At 73.9% G+C, this 15,481-nt stretch carries 13 protein-coding genes and 1 rRNA gene; 7 read left to right on the forward strand and 7 right to left on the reverse strand.

The annotated features are described in order from the left end of the window. Positions 1-9 precede the first annotated feature (9 nt). The 3 genes from rrf to J4557_RS43580 all read left to right on the forward strand — a co-directional run bounded on the left by rrf (position 10) and on the right by J4557_RS43580 (position 3,496). Positions 10-126, forward strand: a 5S ribosomal RNA gene (gene rrf / locus J4557_RS43570). A gap of 467 nt (positions 127-593) precedes the next feature. Beyond that, complete coding sequence (locus J4557_RS43575; protein WP_208272833.1) at positions 594-1,100, forward strand: hypothetical protein; 507 nt, start codon at positions 594-596, stop codon at positions 1,098-1,100. Positions 1,101-1,231: 131 nt separating this feature from the next. Continuing rightward, positions 1,232-3,496, forward strand: a complete 2,265-nt coding sequence (locus tag J4557_RS43580) for an N-acetylmuramoyl-L-alanine amidase (RefSeq protein WP_208272835.1) — start codon at positions 1,232-1,234, stop codon at positions 3,494-3,496. Positions 3,497-3,595: 99 nt separating this feature from the next. Here the strand turns inward: J4557_RS43580 and J4557_RS43585 are convergent, their stop codons facing one another. Further along, the gene (locus J4557_RS43585) at positions 3,596-5,248 is read right to left on the reverse strand and encodes a DNA repair helicase XPB (protein ID WP_208272837.1); all 1,653 of its coding nucleotides are present in this window, start codon (positions 5,246-5,248) and stop codon (positions 3,596-3,598) included. Between the two features lie 183 nt (positions 5,249-5,431). Next, positions 5,432-5,737, reverse strand: coding sequence for an ArsR/SmtB family transcription factor (locus J4557_RS43590; protein WP_208272839.1), 306 nt, complete (start codon positions 5,735-5,737; stop codon positions 5,432-5,434). 111 nt (positions 5,738-5,848) lie between these two features. On the opposite strand from J4557_RS43590, the gene J4557_RS43595 reads away from it, so the two are divergent. Further along, a complete protein-coding gene (locus J4557_RS43595; protein ID WP_208272841.1) occupies positions 5,849-7,288 on the forward strand; it encodes an MFS transporter in 1,440 nt (479 codons plus the stop codon). On the opposite strand, the gene J4557_RS43600 is transcribed toward J4557_RS43595, so the two are convergent. The 3 genes from J4557_RS43600 to J4557_RS43610 all read right to left on the reverse strand — a co-directional run bounded on the left by J4557_RS43600 (position 7,264) and on the right by J4557_RS43610 (position 11,042). Then, the gene (locus tag J4557_RS43600; RefSeq protein WP_208272843.1) at positions 7,264-7,716 is read right to left on the reverse strand and encodes a hypothetical protein; all 453 of its coding nucleotides are present in this window, start codon (positions 7,714-7,716) and stop codon (positions 7,264-7,266) included. The genes J4557_RS43595 and J4557_RS43600 overlap by 25 nt on opposite strands. A 125-nt stretch (positions 7,717-7,841) precedes the next feature. Next, positions 7,842-10,223, reverse strand: coding sequence for a helicase-associated domain-containing protein (locus tag J4557_RS43605; RefSeq protein WP_208272845.1), 2,382 nt, complete (start codon positions 10,221-10,223; stop codon positions 7,842-7,844). Between the two features lie 201 nt (positions 10,224-10,424). Beyond that, a complete protein-coding gene (locus J4557_RS43610) occupies positions 10,425-11,042 on the reverse strand; it encodes a TetR/AcrR family transcriptional regulator (protein WP_208272847.1) in 618 nt (205 codons plus the stop codon). Positions 11,043-11,208: 166 nt separating this feature from the next. Between J4557_RS43610 and J4557_RS43615 the strand changes: the two genes are divergently transcribed. Next, positions 11,209-11,688 carry a GNAT family N-acetyltransferase gene (locus tag J4557_RS43615; protein WP_243777309.1) on the forward strand — a complete coding sequence of 160 codons (480 nt, stop codon included), beginning with the start codon at positions 11,209-11,211 and terminating at the stop codon, positions 11,686-11,688. Between the two features lie 19 nt (positions 11,689-11,707). Here J4557_RS43615 and J4557_RS43620 read toward each other — a convergent pair whose 3' ends face one another. Continuing rightward, complete coding sequence (locus tag J4557_RS43620) at positions 11,708-12,178, reverse strand: hypothetical protein (RefSeq protein WP_208272849.1); 471 nt, start codon at positions 12,176-12,178, stop codon at positions 11,708-11,710. A gap of 337 nt (positions 12,179-12,515) precedes the next feature. Here J4557_RS43620 and J4557_RS43625 point away from each other — a divergent pair, with 337 nt between their 5' ends. Together J4557_RS43625 and J4557_RS43630 are read left to right on the forward strand one after the other, a co-directional pair. Continuing rightward, positions 12,516-13,166, forward strand: coding sequence for an HAD family hydrolase (locus J4557_RS43625; protein ID WP_307800544.1), 651 nt, complete (start codon positions 12,516-12,518; stop codon positions 13,164-13,166). 188 nt (positions 13,167-13,354) lie between these two features. After that, a complete protein-coding gene (locus J4557_RS43630; protein WP_208272853.1) occupies positions 13,355-13,750 on the forward strand; it encodes a cold-shock protein in 396 nt (131 codons plus the stop codon). Positions 13,751-13,803: 53 nt separating this feature from the next. Here J4557_RS43630 and J4557_RS43635 read toward each other — a convergent pair whose 3' ends face one another. Then, positions 13,804-15,234 carry an MFS transporter gene (locus J4557_RS43635; protein ID WP_243777311.1) on the reverse strand — a complete coding sequence of 477 codons (1,431 nt, stop codon included), beginning with the start codon at positions 15,232-15,234 and terminating at the stop codon, positions 13,804-13,806. Positions 15,235-15,481 lie beyond the last annotated feature (247 nt).

Raw genomic sequence — 15,481 nt, forward strand, 5'->3', positions numbered from 1 at the left:
CGTGAGGCGTTCGGTGGTTATGGCGGAGGGGAAACACCCGGTCCCATTCCGAACCCGGAAGTTAAGCCCTTCAGCGCCGATGGTACTGCATGGGAGACTGTGTGGGAGAGTAGGACACCGCCGGACACATATTGCGAAAAGGCCCCGCCGATCACGGCGGGGCCTTTTCCATTTTCCAGGCCCGATGGCGCCGCCCGCCGGCGAAGTCCGGTGCGGCTCACTATGTAGACGGGGCTGTTCGTTAGAGTAGGGTGGCTCTCCGACTCTTCCCGACGTCCGCCTCCGCCCCCCAGTGAGGACGACTGACGACCATGAGCCAGCCACCAGAACCAGGGCAGCCGCAATGGGCGACCCCGCCCCCGCAGCCGGGCCAGAATCCACCGCCGGGAAATCACGGGCAGCCGTTCGGGCCACCGGGAGTGCCTCAGGGCGCGCCCCCGGGAGTTCAGTGGGGACCACAACCGGGAGGCCCGCCCCAGCCGGGAAGTCCGCCAGGGCCCGGTTACCCGGGCGTTCCCTACCAGCAGGCCGCTCCGTTCGGGCCCGGGGGTTCTCAGAGGACACCTGGGGGCGGGCCGAACTGGTTCGGCCTGGTGATCGCGGGAGCGGCGGCTCTGCTGCTGGTCTCTGCGGTCCTCCCGTGGGTGAAAGTGACGCTGCAGGCGGAGGGGCTCACGTCGGGTGCCGCCCACAGCCTGGACAGGTCGTTCAACGGTTTCGAGGGCGCCGTCGGCTGGGGCTACCTGACGCTGCTGTGCGCCCTGGCCGCCGGCGGCCTGGGTGTGGTGGGCGCGATTCTCCGGAATGGACGGCTCGTCGGTGCGGCGGCGATTCCGGGGCTGCTCGGATTGGTTTCCCTGGGTCTCGCGGCCACACGCTTCGACTCCGCCAAGTCCGCGGTTCTCGAAGGGCAGCCCCGCGCGCTCCCTCCCGTGGTGCGCGTTCTCCTGGAGAAGCAGCTGCACGCCTCGCTGGACTTCGGCTGGTTCCTGGCGCTGCTGATGACCCTCGTGATCACCGGCGTGGGCGTCGCGGCGTTCGTGGCCGCCGCCGGACGGTCGTCCGGCCCGGTGAGGCAGCCGCCATTGTCCGGTCAGTGATGCTTACCGTTGTCCTCGCCGGTGCTTGCGTGACAAATGTGAGGCTTGGGGCGCTGTTGAGGTAGAGGCGCACAATGGGGCGCCGGGATGCCGGCCGAGGCTGATTCGGCCCGGGTCGTGATCGGAGAGACATGCTCAGGCGTACTTTGGTCGGCGCGTCCGTCGCCGCGGTCGTCGTCGCGGGAACGGTGACCTATCTGGTCTCCGACGGGTCGGACGCCACGACCGCCGCGGCCGCCCGGCCCGGCCCGGGACGCGTTAGTCAGCACGCGCTGCGGGACTTAACGGCCGCTTCCGCGGCGAAGAAGGTGGCGGGGCTGCCCGCCGCGTCCACCGAGCCGTTCAGCCTGCTCGGCGTGACATGGGACAGGCCGCGGTCGGAACTGCGCGGGACGGTGCGGGTCCGGACCCGGGCCGCCGCGTCCGGACGCTGGTCGGGGTGGCAGGAGGTCGAGCCGGCGACCGAGGACGCCCCCGATACCCGCGAGAGCGCGGGGCCGGGAAGCCGGGGCGGGACGAACGGCCTGTGGGTCGGCCCCTCCAACGGCGTCGAGGTGCGGGTGACCGGGCAGGGCCGCACCCTCCCGGCCGGGTTGCGCGTCGACCTCGTCGACCCCGAAGGGGGCGCGGGCGGAAGCGGGACGTCACGTCCGCGCGCCGCGGGCGAGGGCGGCACCGATGTCCGGCTCGCGGCGGCCGCCGAGCCGGTCGGCTCGCCCGCCCCCAGCGACTCGCCCGCTCCCAGCGACTCCCCGGCCCCGAGCGACTCGCCCGCCCCGGACGCGTCGGCGAGCGGGACTCCGGAGGCGTCGCCGTCGGCGAGCACGTCCCCGACCGCGTCGCCGTCGAGCTCCGCGGCGGTCACGACCGCGGTCACCGCGCCGAAGCCGACGATGGTGTCGCGGGCGGCGTGGGGAGCCGACGAGTCGCTGGTCAAGGACCCGCCGGAGTACGACACGTCGGTGAAGGCGGTGTTCGTCCACCACTCCGACACCGGCAACTCCTACACGTGCGCCGAGGCTCCGTCCGTCGTGCGGTCGATCTTCCTGTACCACGTGAAGAGCGAGGGCTGGAACGACATCGGCTACAACTTCCTCGTGGACAAGTGCGGCACCGTGTACGAGGGCCGCGGGGGCGGCGTCGACCGTCCGGTGCACGGCGCCCACACCTACGGCTTCAACACGGACACGGCCGGGATCGCCGTGCTCGGCACCTACACGAACGCGAACGAGACGCCTGCGGGTGTCGCGCCCACGCAGGCGGCGCTGAACGGCGTCGCGAAGGTGGCGGCGTGGAAGCTCGGCCTGACGGGCGTCGACCCGACGGGGAAGACGACCCTGACGTCGATGGCGCCGAACGGGACCGGCGGGAAGTACCCGTACGGGGAGAAGGTGTCGTTCTACACGATCTCCGGGCACCGTGACGGTTTCGCGACGGCCTGCCCGGGAGCGCAGCTGTACGCCAAGCTCGGCGCGATCCGCACCGCCGCGAAGGCGCTCACCACCCCGGCGGTGGCCGTCACGCTGACCGGCGCGACGAACGTGGGCGGGCGCTACTACACCAAGAGCACCGTGACGGTCGGGTGGAAGCCGGTCGCGTCGGCGACGTACCAGGTCCGCGTGGACGGTGCGGTCGCGGCGACGCCGGCGGCGGGCGCGTCGTCCGCGGCGCTGACGCTGCAGCCCGGCACGCACAGCGTCGTGGTGCACGCGACGTACAGCGACGGCAGCACCGCCGACTCGCCGGCGGCCACGGTCGTCGCGGACGTCACCAAGCCGGTCTTCGGGACGCCGCCGGCGCTGTCGCTGCGGCGGGCGACGGTCAGCACGACCGCCGTCCCCGTCACGCTCGGCTGGAAGGCCACCGACAACGCGCTGCTCAACTCGGTCAAGGCGACGTCGCCGGCCGCCAAGACGTTCGCGGCCACCACGACGAGCTGGGCGGCGTCGGCGAAGCCGGGGACGGCGCAGTCGTGGTCGCTGACCGCGGCCGACGCCGCCGGGAACACCGCGACGTCCGGCATCTCCCGGAGCGTCGCGCTCATGCCGGAGGGCCAGTCGACCCGGACCGGGACGTGGAAGAAGACGACGAACAGCTCCTACCTCGGCGGCTACGGGCTCTACAGCGCGAGCAAGGGCGCGAGCGCGAGCTGGACGTTCACCGGGCGCGAGGCGGGCCTGGTCGTCAAGCGGCAGTCGAACGTCGGCGCGGTCGTCGTCTACGTGGACGGCGTGAAGGTCGGCACGCTCGACACCCGCGCGTCCTCGCTCGCGTACCGGCAGCTCATCTGGACGCGGGCCTGGAAGGCCAGCGGCAAGCACACGATCAAGGTGGTCGTCGCGGGGACGTCCGGGCGGCCGACCGTCTGCATCGACGGGATCGCCTACATCCGCTGACGGCACGGACACCGAAGGGCCCGGCGTGCGCGACGCCGGGCCCTTCGGCCTTCCCCGGCCCTTCGGCCGTTCGCGCGTCCTCCGGACGCCGCCGGCGGGTCAGATCTCCTCGCCCGCGAGGACCGCGTCGGCGTCGACGATCCGGTAGGCGTAGCCCTGCTCGGCGAGGAAGCGCTGCCGGTGGGCGGCGTAGTCCTGGTCGAGGGTGTCGCGGGCGACGACGGCGTAGAAGCGGGCGCCCTGCCCGGACGCCTTCGGCCGCAGCAGGCGGCCGAGGCGCTGCGCCTCCTCCTGCCGCGACCCGTACGCGCCGGACACCTGGACGGCGACGGACGCCTCCGGCAGGTCGATGGAGAAGTTCGCGACCTTCGACACGACCAGCACGTTCAGCTCGCCGGACCGGAACGCGTCGAACAGCCGCTCGCGCTCGCGGACCCGCGTCTCGCCCTTGATGACCGGCGCGTCCAGCAGCGCGCCGAGCTCGTCGAGCTGGTCGATGTACTGGCCGATGACGAGGGTCTGCTCGCCCCGGTGCCGGTCGACGAGCGCCTGGATGAGCTTCGTCTTGGTGTCGGTGGTGGCGCAGAAGCGGTACCGCTCCTCGGGCTCGGCGGTGGCGTACGCGAGCCGCTCGGCGTCGGTGAGGGTGACGCGGACCTCGACGCAGTCGGCGGGGGCGATCCAGCCCTGCGTCTCCATGTCCTTCCACGGCGCGTCGTACCGCTTCGGGCCGATGAGGGAGAACACGTCGCCCTCGCGGTCGTCCTCGCGGACGAGCGTCGCGGTGAGGCCGAGGCGCCGGCGGGCCTGCAGGTCCGCGGTCATCCGGAAGATCGGCGCGGGCAGCAGGTGGACCTCGTCGTAGACGACCAGGCCCCAGTCGCGGGCGTCGAACAGCTCCAGGTGCGTGTAGACGCCCTTCCGGCGCGTCGTCATGATCTGGTAGGTGGCGATGGTGACCGGCCGGATCTCCTTCTTCGTGCCGGTGTACTCGCCGATCTCGTCCTCGGTGAGCGAGGTGCGCCGGAGCAGCTCCTGCTTCCACTGGTGCGCCGAGACGGTGTTGGTGACCAGGATCAGCGTGGTGGCCTCGGCGCGGGCCATCGCGGCGGCGCCGACGATGGTCTTCCCCGCGCCGCACGGCAGGACGACGACGCCGGACCCGCCGTGCCAGAACGCCTCGGTGGCGTCGCGCTGGTAGGACCGCAGCTCCCAGCCGTTCTGGACGAGGGAGATGGCGTGCGCCTCGCCGTCGACGTAGCCGGCGAGGTCCTCGGCGGGCCAGCCGAGCTTGAGCAGCGCCTGCTTCAGCGAGCCGCGCTCGCTCGGGTGGACGACGACGGTGTCGTCGGCGACCCGGTCGCCGATCATGCCCTTGATCTTCTTGGCGCGGAGCACCTCCTCCAGGACCGAGCGGTCCGAGGAGGACAGGACGAGCCCGTGCACGGGGTGCTTCTCCAGCCGCAGCCGCCCGTAGCGCGCCATGGTGTCGGCGACGTCGACCAGCAGCGCGTGCGGGACGGGGTAGCGGGAGTACGTGATCAGGGTGTCGACGACCTGCTCGGCGTCGTGCCCGGCGGCGCGGGCGTTCCACAGCGCGAGCGGCGTGACCCGGTAGGTGTGGACGTGCTCGGGCGCCCGTTCGAGCTCGGCGAACGGGGCGATGTCCTTGCGGCAGGCGTCGGCCAGTTCGTGGTCGACCTCCAGCAGCAGCGTCTTGTCGGATTGGACGATGAGCGGACCGTCGGTCAATGCAGAAGCCCCCGTCGATGATCGCGATGGCTCGTCCGGACGCCGTGCACGCTACCCGAGGCGTGCCGGCGCGTCGCGCGTTCCGGGCGGGCCGCAGGGTTCAACGCCCGATCCGTCCGGGATATTGCGTCGGCGGCCGCCGGCACCGCGTTCGCGGTCGCCAGTGGGGCCGCCGGCACCGCGTCAGCGGCCGGCGAGGGCGCCGCAGACGGAGGCGAGCAGGCCGGGGAAGCGCGCTTCGAGGTCGTCGCGGCGGAGCGAGAGAAGGTTCTCGCGGCCGTGGGGACGCTGCCAGATGACGCCGCTGTCGCGCAGCACGCGCCAGTGGTGGGTGAGCGTCGACTTCGAGATGTCGTCGAGGATGCTGCCGCAGCTGTGCTCGCCGCCGTCGGCGAGGACGCCGACGATGCGCAGCCGCAGCGGGTTGCCGAGGGCGGCGAGGACGTTCTCCAGCAGGATCTGGTCCCGGTCGGGGTGCTGGGCGATCATGCCCGCCAGCCTACGCGACGGTACGTCAGTACGCATATTGACGAACAGTTGGACTGTACGACAACATTCGAACAGTTCGCTTTGGATCTTCCGAGAGACAGGACCGTTCGCATGCCCGCACCCGATCGGCGCCGGCCGGGCGGGAGCCTCGCGCTCCTCGCCCTGGCGCAGCTGATCTTCTCGCTCGACCTCAACATCGTCTATGTGGCGCTCCCCGACCTCGGCACCGACCTCGGCTTCTCCGATCAGACCCGGCAGTGGGTCATCAGCGCCTACGTGGTGCTGGCCGGCGGGTTCCTGCTGCTCGGCGGCCGCGCCGTCGACCTGCTCGGACGCCGCCGGACGTTCGTCGCCGCCCTCGCCCTCTACGCGCTGTCCTCGCTGGCCGGCGGCCTCGCGGGCGCGCCCGGCGTGATCATCGCGGCGCGGGCCGTCCAGGGGATCGGCGGGGCGCTGCTGCTCCCGTCCACCCTGTCGCTGATCAGCACGCTGTTCGAGGAGGGACCGCGCCGCAACCGGGCCCTCGCGGTGTGGGGCGGCGCCGGGGCGAGCGGGCTGACCGCCGGCGCGCTGCTCGGCGGCGTCCTGACGCAGGCGTTCGGGTGGCCCGCCGTGTTCTTCGTGAACGTCCCGCTGGCGGGGCTCGTCGCGGTCGCGGCGCTGTTCGTGATCCCTGACGACCGGCGGGGCGCGGTCCGCGAGCGGCGCCGGTTCGACCTGCCCGGCGCCCTGACCGTGACCGGCGGTGCGACGCTGCTGGTGTTCGGGCTCGTTCAGGGGCCGGAGACCGGCTGGACGGCCCGGCCGATCATCGGAGCGTTCGCCGCCGCCGCCGTGTTGCTGGCCGCGTTCGCGGTGGTGGAGGCGCGCGGCGCGGACCCGCTGATGCCGTTCGGGCTGCTGCGCAACCGCAGCCTCGTCGTCGGGGTCGCGACCACGTTCGTGTTCATGGGGACGTTCGGAGCGCTGCCGTACTTCCTGACGGTCCTCTTCCAGGACGTGCACGGGTTCTCGGCGCTCGAGACGGGGCTGGCATTCCTCGTCCCGTCCGTGGCGATCGCCACCGGCACCCAGCTCGGCGAGCGGATGGTGGGGCGGCTCGGGACGCGGCGGACGCTCGTCATCGGCTTCGCCGCCGGGGTCGTCGGCACCGCGCTGCTCGCCGCCGGGTTCGACATCGACGCCGCGTTCCTCACGACCGTGCCGGGACTGGTCGTGTCAGGGGTCGGGCAGGGGCTCGTGTGGACGGCGATGTGGATCGCCGCGTCCACCGGTGTCGCGCCGGAGCGGCAGGGTGTCGCGAACGGGACGGCGTCCACGGCGCTGAACCTCGGGAACGCGATCGGCCTCGCCGTGCTGACCGCGGTCGCGAACGCGGGGACGGGCGGCCGCACCGGCGATCTGCTGCGGGCCGCGATCGCCGACGGGAGCCGCACCGCCGTGCTGCTCGCCGCCGCGGGCATGGCGGCCGGGATGCTCGTCGCGCTCGCGCTGCACCGCCGGCGCGCCGCGGCGCCGGCCCCGGTTCAGACCCCGCCGGTCGAGGTGTAGTCCGGGTCGTGGGTGAGGATGACGGCGAAGTAGATGACCGCGATGATGATCCCGATCAGTACCGACGCCGCGAACAGCGACCAGCTCCAGATCGTCAGCCGCCGGGCCGAGGCCGGGTCGGTCTGCACGCGGCCGAGGGCGAGCGCGCTCGTCACGATGCCGGGGATGGCGACGATGTTGCAGCACAGCAGCGCCACGATGCAGTTGCACACCAGCGCCGCGATGGCCGAGCCGTTGTTCGCCGGCGCGTGGGGCACGCCGGGCGGGCCGTACGGCTGGCCCTGCGGGCCGTACGGCTGGCCCTGCGGGCCGTACGGCTGGCCCTGCGGGCCGTACGCGCCGACGTCGTCCCACCCCGGCGTCCCGCCCTGGCCGTAGCCGCCGTACGGGTCGTGCCAGCCGGGCGGCACCCCTCCGTATCCGCTCACCGGTAGCCTCCTCGCGCTTGAGGGCACGGTACCTGCCTGATAGCGCTCATGGTTGGACAGAACGGGCGCGCTGCCGGTTCCCTCCGGCCGCCGGTCCCTCCGGGCGGGTCACCGTGCCGGAGGCGTCAGGACTCGTCGTCCAGTTCGGCGACGCCGGTGATGCGGTGCAGCGCGAACCGGTGCACGGCGGCGCGGGTCGCGTCGTAGCCGGTGAGGAAGCCGCCCTCCACCCGGACCGGCTCGACGATCCGGCTGGACGCCTGGCCCTGCTGGTCGAGGTAGCCGATCCAGACCCGGCCGCCGCGGTCGACGGCGCCGCGCAGCCGCTCGATCGTCGCCATCGCCGGGGACCGGGGCGGCTCCCCGGACGGGGCGTCCGCGCGCAGCCGCGCCTGCTCGGCGCCGTGCCGGGCGGCCTCGTCGCCGGCCCGCAGCGCGCGCACCGCCGCGGAGATCATCGAGTCGTCCGCGGTCTGGTCCGGGCGCAGCCGGACGATCTCGGCGGTCGGCGGCGGCTCGGCGCGCTGCGCGTCCGGCCGCGTCACGATCACCCCGCCGCCCGGTGACTCGGCGACCGGCGCGAGGCCCATCGCGCGCAGCCCGTCGAGCAGCTCGCCGCGGTGCAGGCTGGACGCCAGCACCGTCGGGGCGAGCCGGTGCAGCCGCAGCGCCGCCGCGCGCCGGTCGGCGAGGATCTCGTCGAGCGTGCCGGCGGAGTCCGTCCGCACGTACGAGGCGAGGGAGCCGACCCGCAGGTGCCCGTGCCGGCGCGCCACGTCGTCGATGAGGTAGGTGAGCGGCTGCGGCAGCGGCGTCGCCGAGTGCCGGGCCAGCAGGCCGCTGACGTCGTCGGCGGTGCGCCCGGCGTCGAGGGCGCGGCGGATCGACTCGGGGGTGAACCGGTACACGGTCGCGCCGCCGGTCGACTCGACGTCGGCGGCGAGCGCCAGCTCCCGGCTCAGCTCGGTGACCAGCGGGCCCGGCGCGACGGCGGTCAGGTCGGCCTGGATGAGGATCCGGTCGACCGGGTCCGGCAGGTACTTCTCCAGGCCGGGCTCGGGGTCGTGGCCCGCGAGCAGGTCGCGGGCGAACGGCGCGAGCTCGCCGAACCCGGTGAGGCCGAGCGCCGCGGCCTCGCGCAGCGTCCAGCCGACCAGCCGGTCGCGGGCCGGGCCGCCGCGCCGGGGACGAAGCCACGCCAGCCGGGCCCGCAGCGCGTCGGCGTCCACGGCGGTGCCGCGCTCTGCGCCGGCGAGGATCTCCAGGGCTGCGCGGCGGGTCGCGGGGGCGCTGCTGCGCACCATCGCCTCGCTCAGCGCGTTGATCAGCCGGTCCCGGTCGTCGCGCTCCCCGGCGAGCCCGGCGGCCCGGTCCGACTTCAGCCAGCCGCGCGCCAGCTCCGTCCAGCGGCCCGCGGTGTCGCGCATCAGCCACAGGTCGTAGGCGGGGGTCGGCAGCCACTCGCCGTCGAGGTCGCCGCTGCGGGTCAGCAGGCCCGCCGCGTACGCGACCTCGACCAGCAGCGCCGCCTTCCACTCCGGGACGTCCAGCAGCGTCGCGGCGTTGCGCAGGTCGCGGACGGCCAGGCCGCCGCTGCGCAGCACGGGCGGCGGCTCCAGACCCCAGCGCTCCAGCAGCTCCTCGGTGAGCCGGACCGCGTTGAACGCCTCACCGGCGGCGGCGCGGACCACCATGTCCTCGCCGCGGGGGCTGCCGGACGGCGCGCCGGCGAGCGGCGGCGGCTCGGCCGGCAGGTCCTGGAACAGGCGGCCGCCGCGGAGGTGGAGCGCGATCTCCCGGGGCAGCGTGACCGTCCGGTCGTCCTCGGCGGCGAGCAGCCCGCGCGCGAGGAGGCGCTCGATCGGGGTCGCGGCGGTGTCGACCCGGACGGGGCGGCGCGCGTCGGCGACCCGTCCCACCGGCGGCCCCCAGGCGAGCGCGTCCAGCGCGGACCGCGCCTCCGGGCCGGCGGCCTCGACCAGCGGCGCCGGGTCGGCCAGCAGTTCGGCGAGCCGGCGCAGCAGCCGCGCCGAGTCGGCGAACCCGCGCGGCGCCTCGCCCTGCAGGTCGGTGACCAGCGCGGCGAGCCGCTCGACGGGGTACCCGGCGAACACCTCCCGGACCGGCGGGCCCAGCCCCGCGGGATGCGGCAGTCCCTGCCGGACGCCCGGCGCGGGGTTCAGTGCGCCGTCGCCGCCGTTCCACACCAGCCCGAACCGCAGCAGCCGGTCGACGGCGTCGCCGACCTGGGCGGGAGTGGCGTCGAGCGCGGCGGCCAGCGCGTCCGGCAGCACCGGCGAGGGCAGCACGAGCGCCGCCTCCAGCGTCGCGAGCGTGAACCGGTCGAGCCGGTCGAGGGCGCGGGAGACGGCGGCGGGCGTCGCGGCGCGCGCGGCGAGCGCGGTCAGGTCCGCGGGGACGGGCGCGAGCAGCTCCGGACGCGCGGACAGCAGCGCGCGGAGCTCGTCGTCGGCTCGTGCGCGCAGCCAGTCCGCATACGATTCCATGCCGTTCGCCACCTTAGTGTCGCGGGCGTCCCGGCCCGCCGCGCCCCGGGAACGGGGCGTTTCCGCATGTCGGACGCTGCGAGTGCGGGACCCTCCCAGCGTAGGAGCGGAACGGTGCGGCCGGTGCGGCGCCGCGGCACGCGGAGGAGGGCGTGCCGGAAACGCCGTCCGGCGCGATAGGGAACCGGCCGGAACGGCGGATCAGGACGCCGGCGTGCGCTCCAGGTTCACCAGGCCGAGCCCGAGCCGGGCCCAGCTCTCCACGAACCGCTTCTCGTCGATCCGCGTGGGCGGCTCGTACATCGACTCGTTCGCCAGCCAGTAGTTGACGACGGCGCCGCCCAGGATCGAGGCGACCGCCGCCCAGTCCTCCTCGGCGCCCGCGTACTCCGGCTGCTGCGACAGCCAGGTCGCGATGCCGTCGTACAGCGGGTTGACGATGCCCTCGCGCATCTCCGCGACCAGGTTCGGGAACTGGTCGAGGTCGCGGAAGAGCACCCGGATCAGGTCCTGCTCCTCGCGCATCTTCGCCAGCCCGGCCTGGCAGGTCATCCGCAGCCGCACCTCGAGCGGGCGGTCGGCGAACACCTCCGCCTGGTCGAGCACGGTGGTGATCTGCTGCCTGGTCCGCTCGATGTGCTCCCGGATCGCGGAGGCGAGCACCTCCTCCTTCGACCGGAAGTGCCGGTACAGGCCCCCCGCGCCGGGCGACAGCCCGGCCGCCGCCTCGATCTCGGCCACCGAGGTCGCCGCGTAGCCTCGATCGGCGAACAGACGGAGCGACTCGGCCACGATCCGCTCGCGCGTAGATCTCGTCATGGTGATGAATTCCTCCGGAAGAACAGTAAGGCATCTTGGACCTGCGGGCTCCTGCCGCGGCCCGGCGCGCCCGAATTCGTGACGCGTCTCGCCCCGCGCCGGGGGCGACTAGAGTTCGATGCTCTGCGCCCCTGTGCCGGAAGGGGCGTCGCCGGAAGGGTCGACGATGTTCATGTCTCCGCGGAAGGCGGCCGACGGGGCCTTCCTCCCCGAGGACTTCGTGGTGCCCACGCTGGTCGCCGGACCCCGTTTCCAGATCCGCCCGATCACCGTCCACGACGTCGTCAAGGACTACGGCGCGGTGATCGGCAGCCTGGACCGGCTCGCCGGCCGGTTCGGCCCGGAGTGGGGCTGGCCGGACCGCGAGTTCACCTTCGAGCAGGCGCTGATCGACGTCGCGTGGCTGCAGAAGGAGGGGCAGCTGCGCCGCTCCTTCAGCTACGTGGTGAACACGCCGGACGGGGAACGCCAGTTCGGCCGCATCCACGTCGCCCCGTCCGGCGAGCCCGGCGCCGACGCCGTCGTGGTGTTCTGGGTCCGCGCCGACGAGGAGGACACCGCGCTGGAGAAGGACCTGGAGGACTTCGTCCGGCAATGGGTCACCACGGCGTGGCCCTTCGACGTCGTCCGCTTCCCCGGCCGGTAGCCGTCCGGGCGGGCGGGGGTCAGGCCGCGCGGCGGACGACGGCCACGACGATCCGCCCGATGACGAGGTAGACGAGCGCGGCGAGGCCGTAGTTGACGGCGACGTCGGCCTTGGCGTTGTCGGGCTGGAACACGTCCTTGAACTGCCAGGCGAGCTCGTCGGCGCGCGCGCCGAACCAGTGCACGAGGTCGTTGCCGGTGTTGGCGTCGAACACCACGAACAGGATGTGCACCGCGAGCACCAGCACCACGATCGTCGTCACGACCGAGATCACCGTGGCGACCAGGTTGACGGTGCGCTTGCGGGCGGCCGCCGCGGACGCGGTGAACGGCCGCCGGGACCGGTGGTCGCCCGGGTCGACGCGCGTCCCGGTCATGGCGTGCCGCGCGGTGGTGCCCGTACCGGCGGGTTCGGTCCGGCCGGGGTCCGGCCTCACCGGTTCCCGCGCGCTCGTCGTGCGGTCCGTGTCGTCTGCCCTGTTGTCCGCCATGGGGCGCCCTCCTTCGCCGGGCCGGCCTGCGGCTGATCGTCCTTGGGGTGGGGGTGGCTCGTTCGATCCCTACGTTTTTCCTGGTCAAACGGTTTTCGGCAGAAGGCGCGGGTATCAACTCGACACGGGCGGCCGCCCGGAACCCGGCAGACCAGACCGGGGCCGGGCACCAAAGGTCCCCGCGCCAAGAGTTCCCGCGCTCTCCTACTCGGATCCCGTCGCATCGCCACTACCGGGAGAGCGCGGGTACTTGCGTCCGGGCCCGTCCGTCGCGGACCGTCCCTCGCGCGCCCCGGCGTTGGCTTTCGCTCCATACCGGACCTTTACCCTGTGTGGCGTGCTGGACCTTGATTCGCGGAAGATTCCCCGTCCGGATGGTGCCGATTTCTCCGTCGGCTTCGACCTCGACCTCACGCTGGCCGACACGCGCGCCGCGATCGCCGCGGTGTACGCCGCGATCGCGGCGGAGACCGGCGTCCCCATCGACGTCGACACCGTCGTGCGGCGGCTCGGTCCGCCGCTGGAGGTGGAGCTGGCGTACTGGTTTCCGCCGGAGCGGATCCCCGCGATGGCCGACCTGTACCGGGCGCTCTACCCGGACGTCGCGCTCCCGGTGACCGAGGCCATGCCCGGCGCCGCCGCGGCGCTGGAGGCGGTCCGCGCGGTGGGCGGCCGGGTGGTCGTGGTGTCCGGGAAGAACCAGCGCGACACCGAGCGCACCGTCCGCTTCCTCGGGCTGGACGTGGACACCGTCGTCGGCGGGCTGTTCGGCGCCGACAAGGGCGCCGCGCTCCGCGAGCACGGCGCGCGCGCCTACATCGGCGACCACACCGGTGACGTGGACGCCGCGCGCGCCGCTTCCGCCGTGGCCGTCGCGGTCGCGACCGGCGCGTTCGACTCCGCCGCCCTCACCGCCTACGGGGCGGACGTCGTCCTCCCCGACCTGAACGCCTTCCCCGAGTGGCTCGCGGGATTCGCGGCGGTGTGACGGGGCGCCGGGCCGTCCTCTCGCGGGGCGCCGGCAGGGCCGATATCGAGGTGCCGCGGAGGCGGCGTCCGGGATAGCTTCATCCCGTTGCCCCAGGGGGCTTCGCGGGGGTCCCGGCGTGTTCACCGGTACCCGGCGAGGCACTAATCTTGGGGTCGATTCAGGACGATTACCGAACGAGGTATCCCGTGCCGACTGGCAAGGTCAAGTGGTACGACTCCGACAAGGGGTTCGGCTTCCTCACCCGCGACGACGGCGGTGAGGTCTTCGTGCACTCCTCGGCGTTGCCGGGCGGCGTGACGACGCTCAAGCCAGGCCAGCGCATCGAGTTCGGCGTGGTCGAGGGCCGGCGCGGCCAGCAGGCGCTGCAGGTGCGCGTGCTGGAGAGCCTGCCGTCGGTCGAGCGGACCATCGCCAAGCAGCGGCGCAAGAAGCCGGACGAGATGGTCGTCATCACCGAGGACCTGATCAAGCTGCTGGACGGGATCTCCAACACCTACCGGCGCGGCAAGCACCCGGCGCCGGCCGAGGCGAAGAAGATCGCGACCGTGCTGCGCGCAGTGGCGGATGACATCAGTACCTGACCGGACGGCGCCCGGAGCGGGGCGCCGCCGGAGGGGCCGTCTCGCGGTGACGGTCAGGCGCGCATCTGCGTGTGCGCGTCCTTGATCGGGGCGCCCGTCGTGGACGGGACGCGGCGGTGCGCGCCCGCGCGGCGGGTCAGCAGCAGGCCGAGCGACAGCGCGAGCGCCGCCGCGACGATCGCCAGCGCGACCCGGCCGTCCGCGACGATCGACATGCCGAGGCCGAGCAGCCCTCCGACCACCCACGCGAGCTGGTGCAGCGTCTCGGTCACCGCGAACGTGGACGAGCGGACCTCCTCGCCGATCTCCCGCTGGACGACCGCGTCCATCGACAGCTTGCCGAGGACCTGGCCGAGACCCGCCGCGAGCGCCACCGCGAGCGCGGCCCAGAGGCCGAAGAACAGCGCGCTGACCGCGGTCACGGCGGTGACGGCGGCGAGCGTCGCGGTGACGATCAGCCGGGGCGCCCGCGCCTTCATCCAGGCGCCGAGGGCGGTGCCGATCAGGCCGCCGGCGCCCGCGAACGCCGCGAGGAGGCCGAGCGCGAGGTTGTGCGACACCGGGTCGAACCGCTCCTGGCGGAGCAGGAACGCCAGGTAGAGCACGAGGAAGCCGGACAGGGCGCGCAGCACGGCGTTCGCCTGCATCGCCTCCGCGACCACCGGGCCGACGCGGGGCAGCGTCCGCCAGTGCCGGGCGGGCCGGTCGGGCTCGGTGTCCGCCTCGCCCCCCGCATCGGTTCCGGCGGCGGCGGCCGCGTCCGCCGGCGCCTCGGCGGTGTCGGGCAGGTCCACGTGCCTCGGCAGCCGCATCGCGAACACGGTGCCGAGCAGGAACACCGCCGTGCCGATGCGCAGCACCCAGCCGGGGCCGATCAGCACGGCGAGGCCCGCGCCCGCCGGAGCGGCGACCGACGAGGCGATCAGCCCGGCGAACGAGGCCCGCGCGTTCGCCGTGACCAGCGTGATCTCGTCCGGCAGCAGCCGCGGGGTCACCGCGGCGCGCAGCACCCCGAACGCCTTCGAGGTCACCAGGACGCCGAACGCGGCGGGCAGGAAGGTGACCGGGTCGTTGTGCGCGACGGCGCCCGCCATGCCCCAGCACAGCAGGCCGCGGATCGCGAACGTGGCGGCCACCGCGTACCGGCGGACGTGCCGCATCCGGTCGAGCGCGGGGCCGATCAGCGGAGCGACCAGCGCGAACGGCGCCATCGTGACGAGCAGGTAGAGGGCGACCTGGCCGCGCGCCTGGTTGACGTCCAGGCCGAAGAACAGCGTCCCGGCGAGCGCGACGGTGACCATCGCGTCGCCCGCCGAGTTCAGCGCGGACGCCTCGATGAGGTCGCCGAGGCCGCTGCGCCCGGCGCCGTGCGCGTGCGTGACACGCCGGGTGAGCCGGCCGGCGCCGCACGCCGCCGAGCGCATGCGGCGCAGCGTCCTGCCCGCGCCGCCCACACCGGCGCGCACGGAGCGTCGCAGTCCCATCGCGCCCTGATCTCTCCTCGCGGGGTTCGTGCCGATTCCGGCCGCCGCGGCCCGCCTGGTCGCGCGTCCGGCCGCCTGATTGAGAGTACGTTCCCTTTCGGCGGGCCGGATCACCTCGCGCCGTCCGCCGCCCGTGTGTCGGGTCATGCCCCGGGATGCGCGAGAATCGAGATGTGAGCCCAACGCGTCAGTCCAGCCCCGCGCGTACCGCCGCCGCGCGCACCACCTCCGGGCCCGCCCGCCGGCC

Source organism: Actinomadura nitritigenes, assembly GCF_017573545.1.
In the GTDB taxonomy this organism is placed as follows: Bacteria; Actinomycetota; Actinomycetes; order Streptosporangiales; family Streptosporangiaceae; genus Spirillospora; species Spirillospora nitritigenes.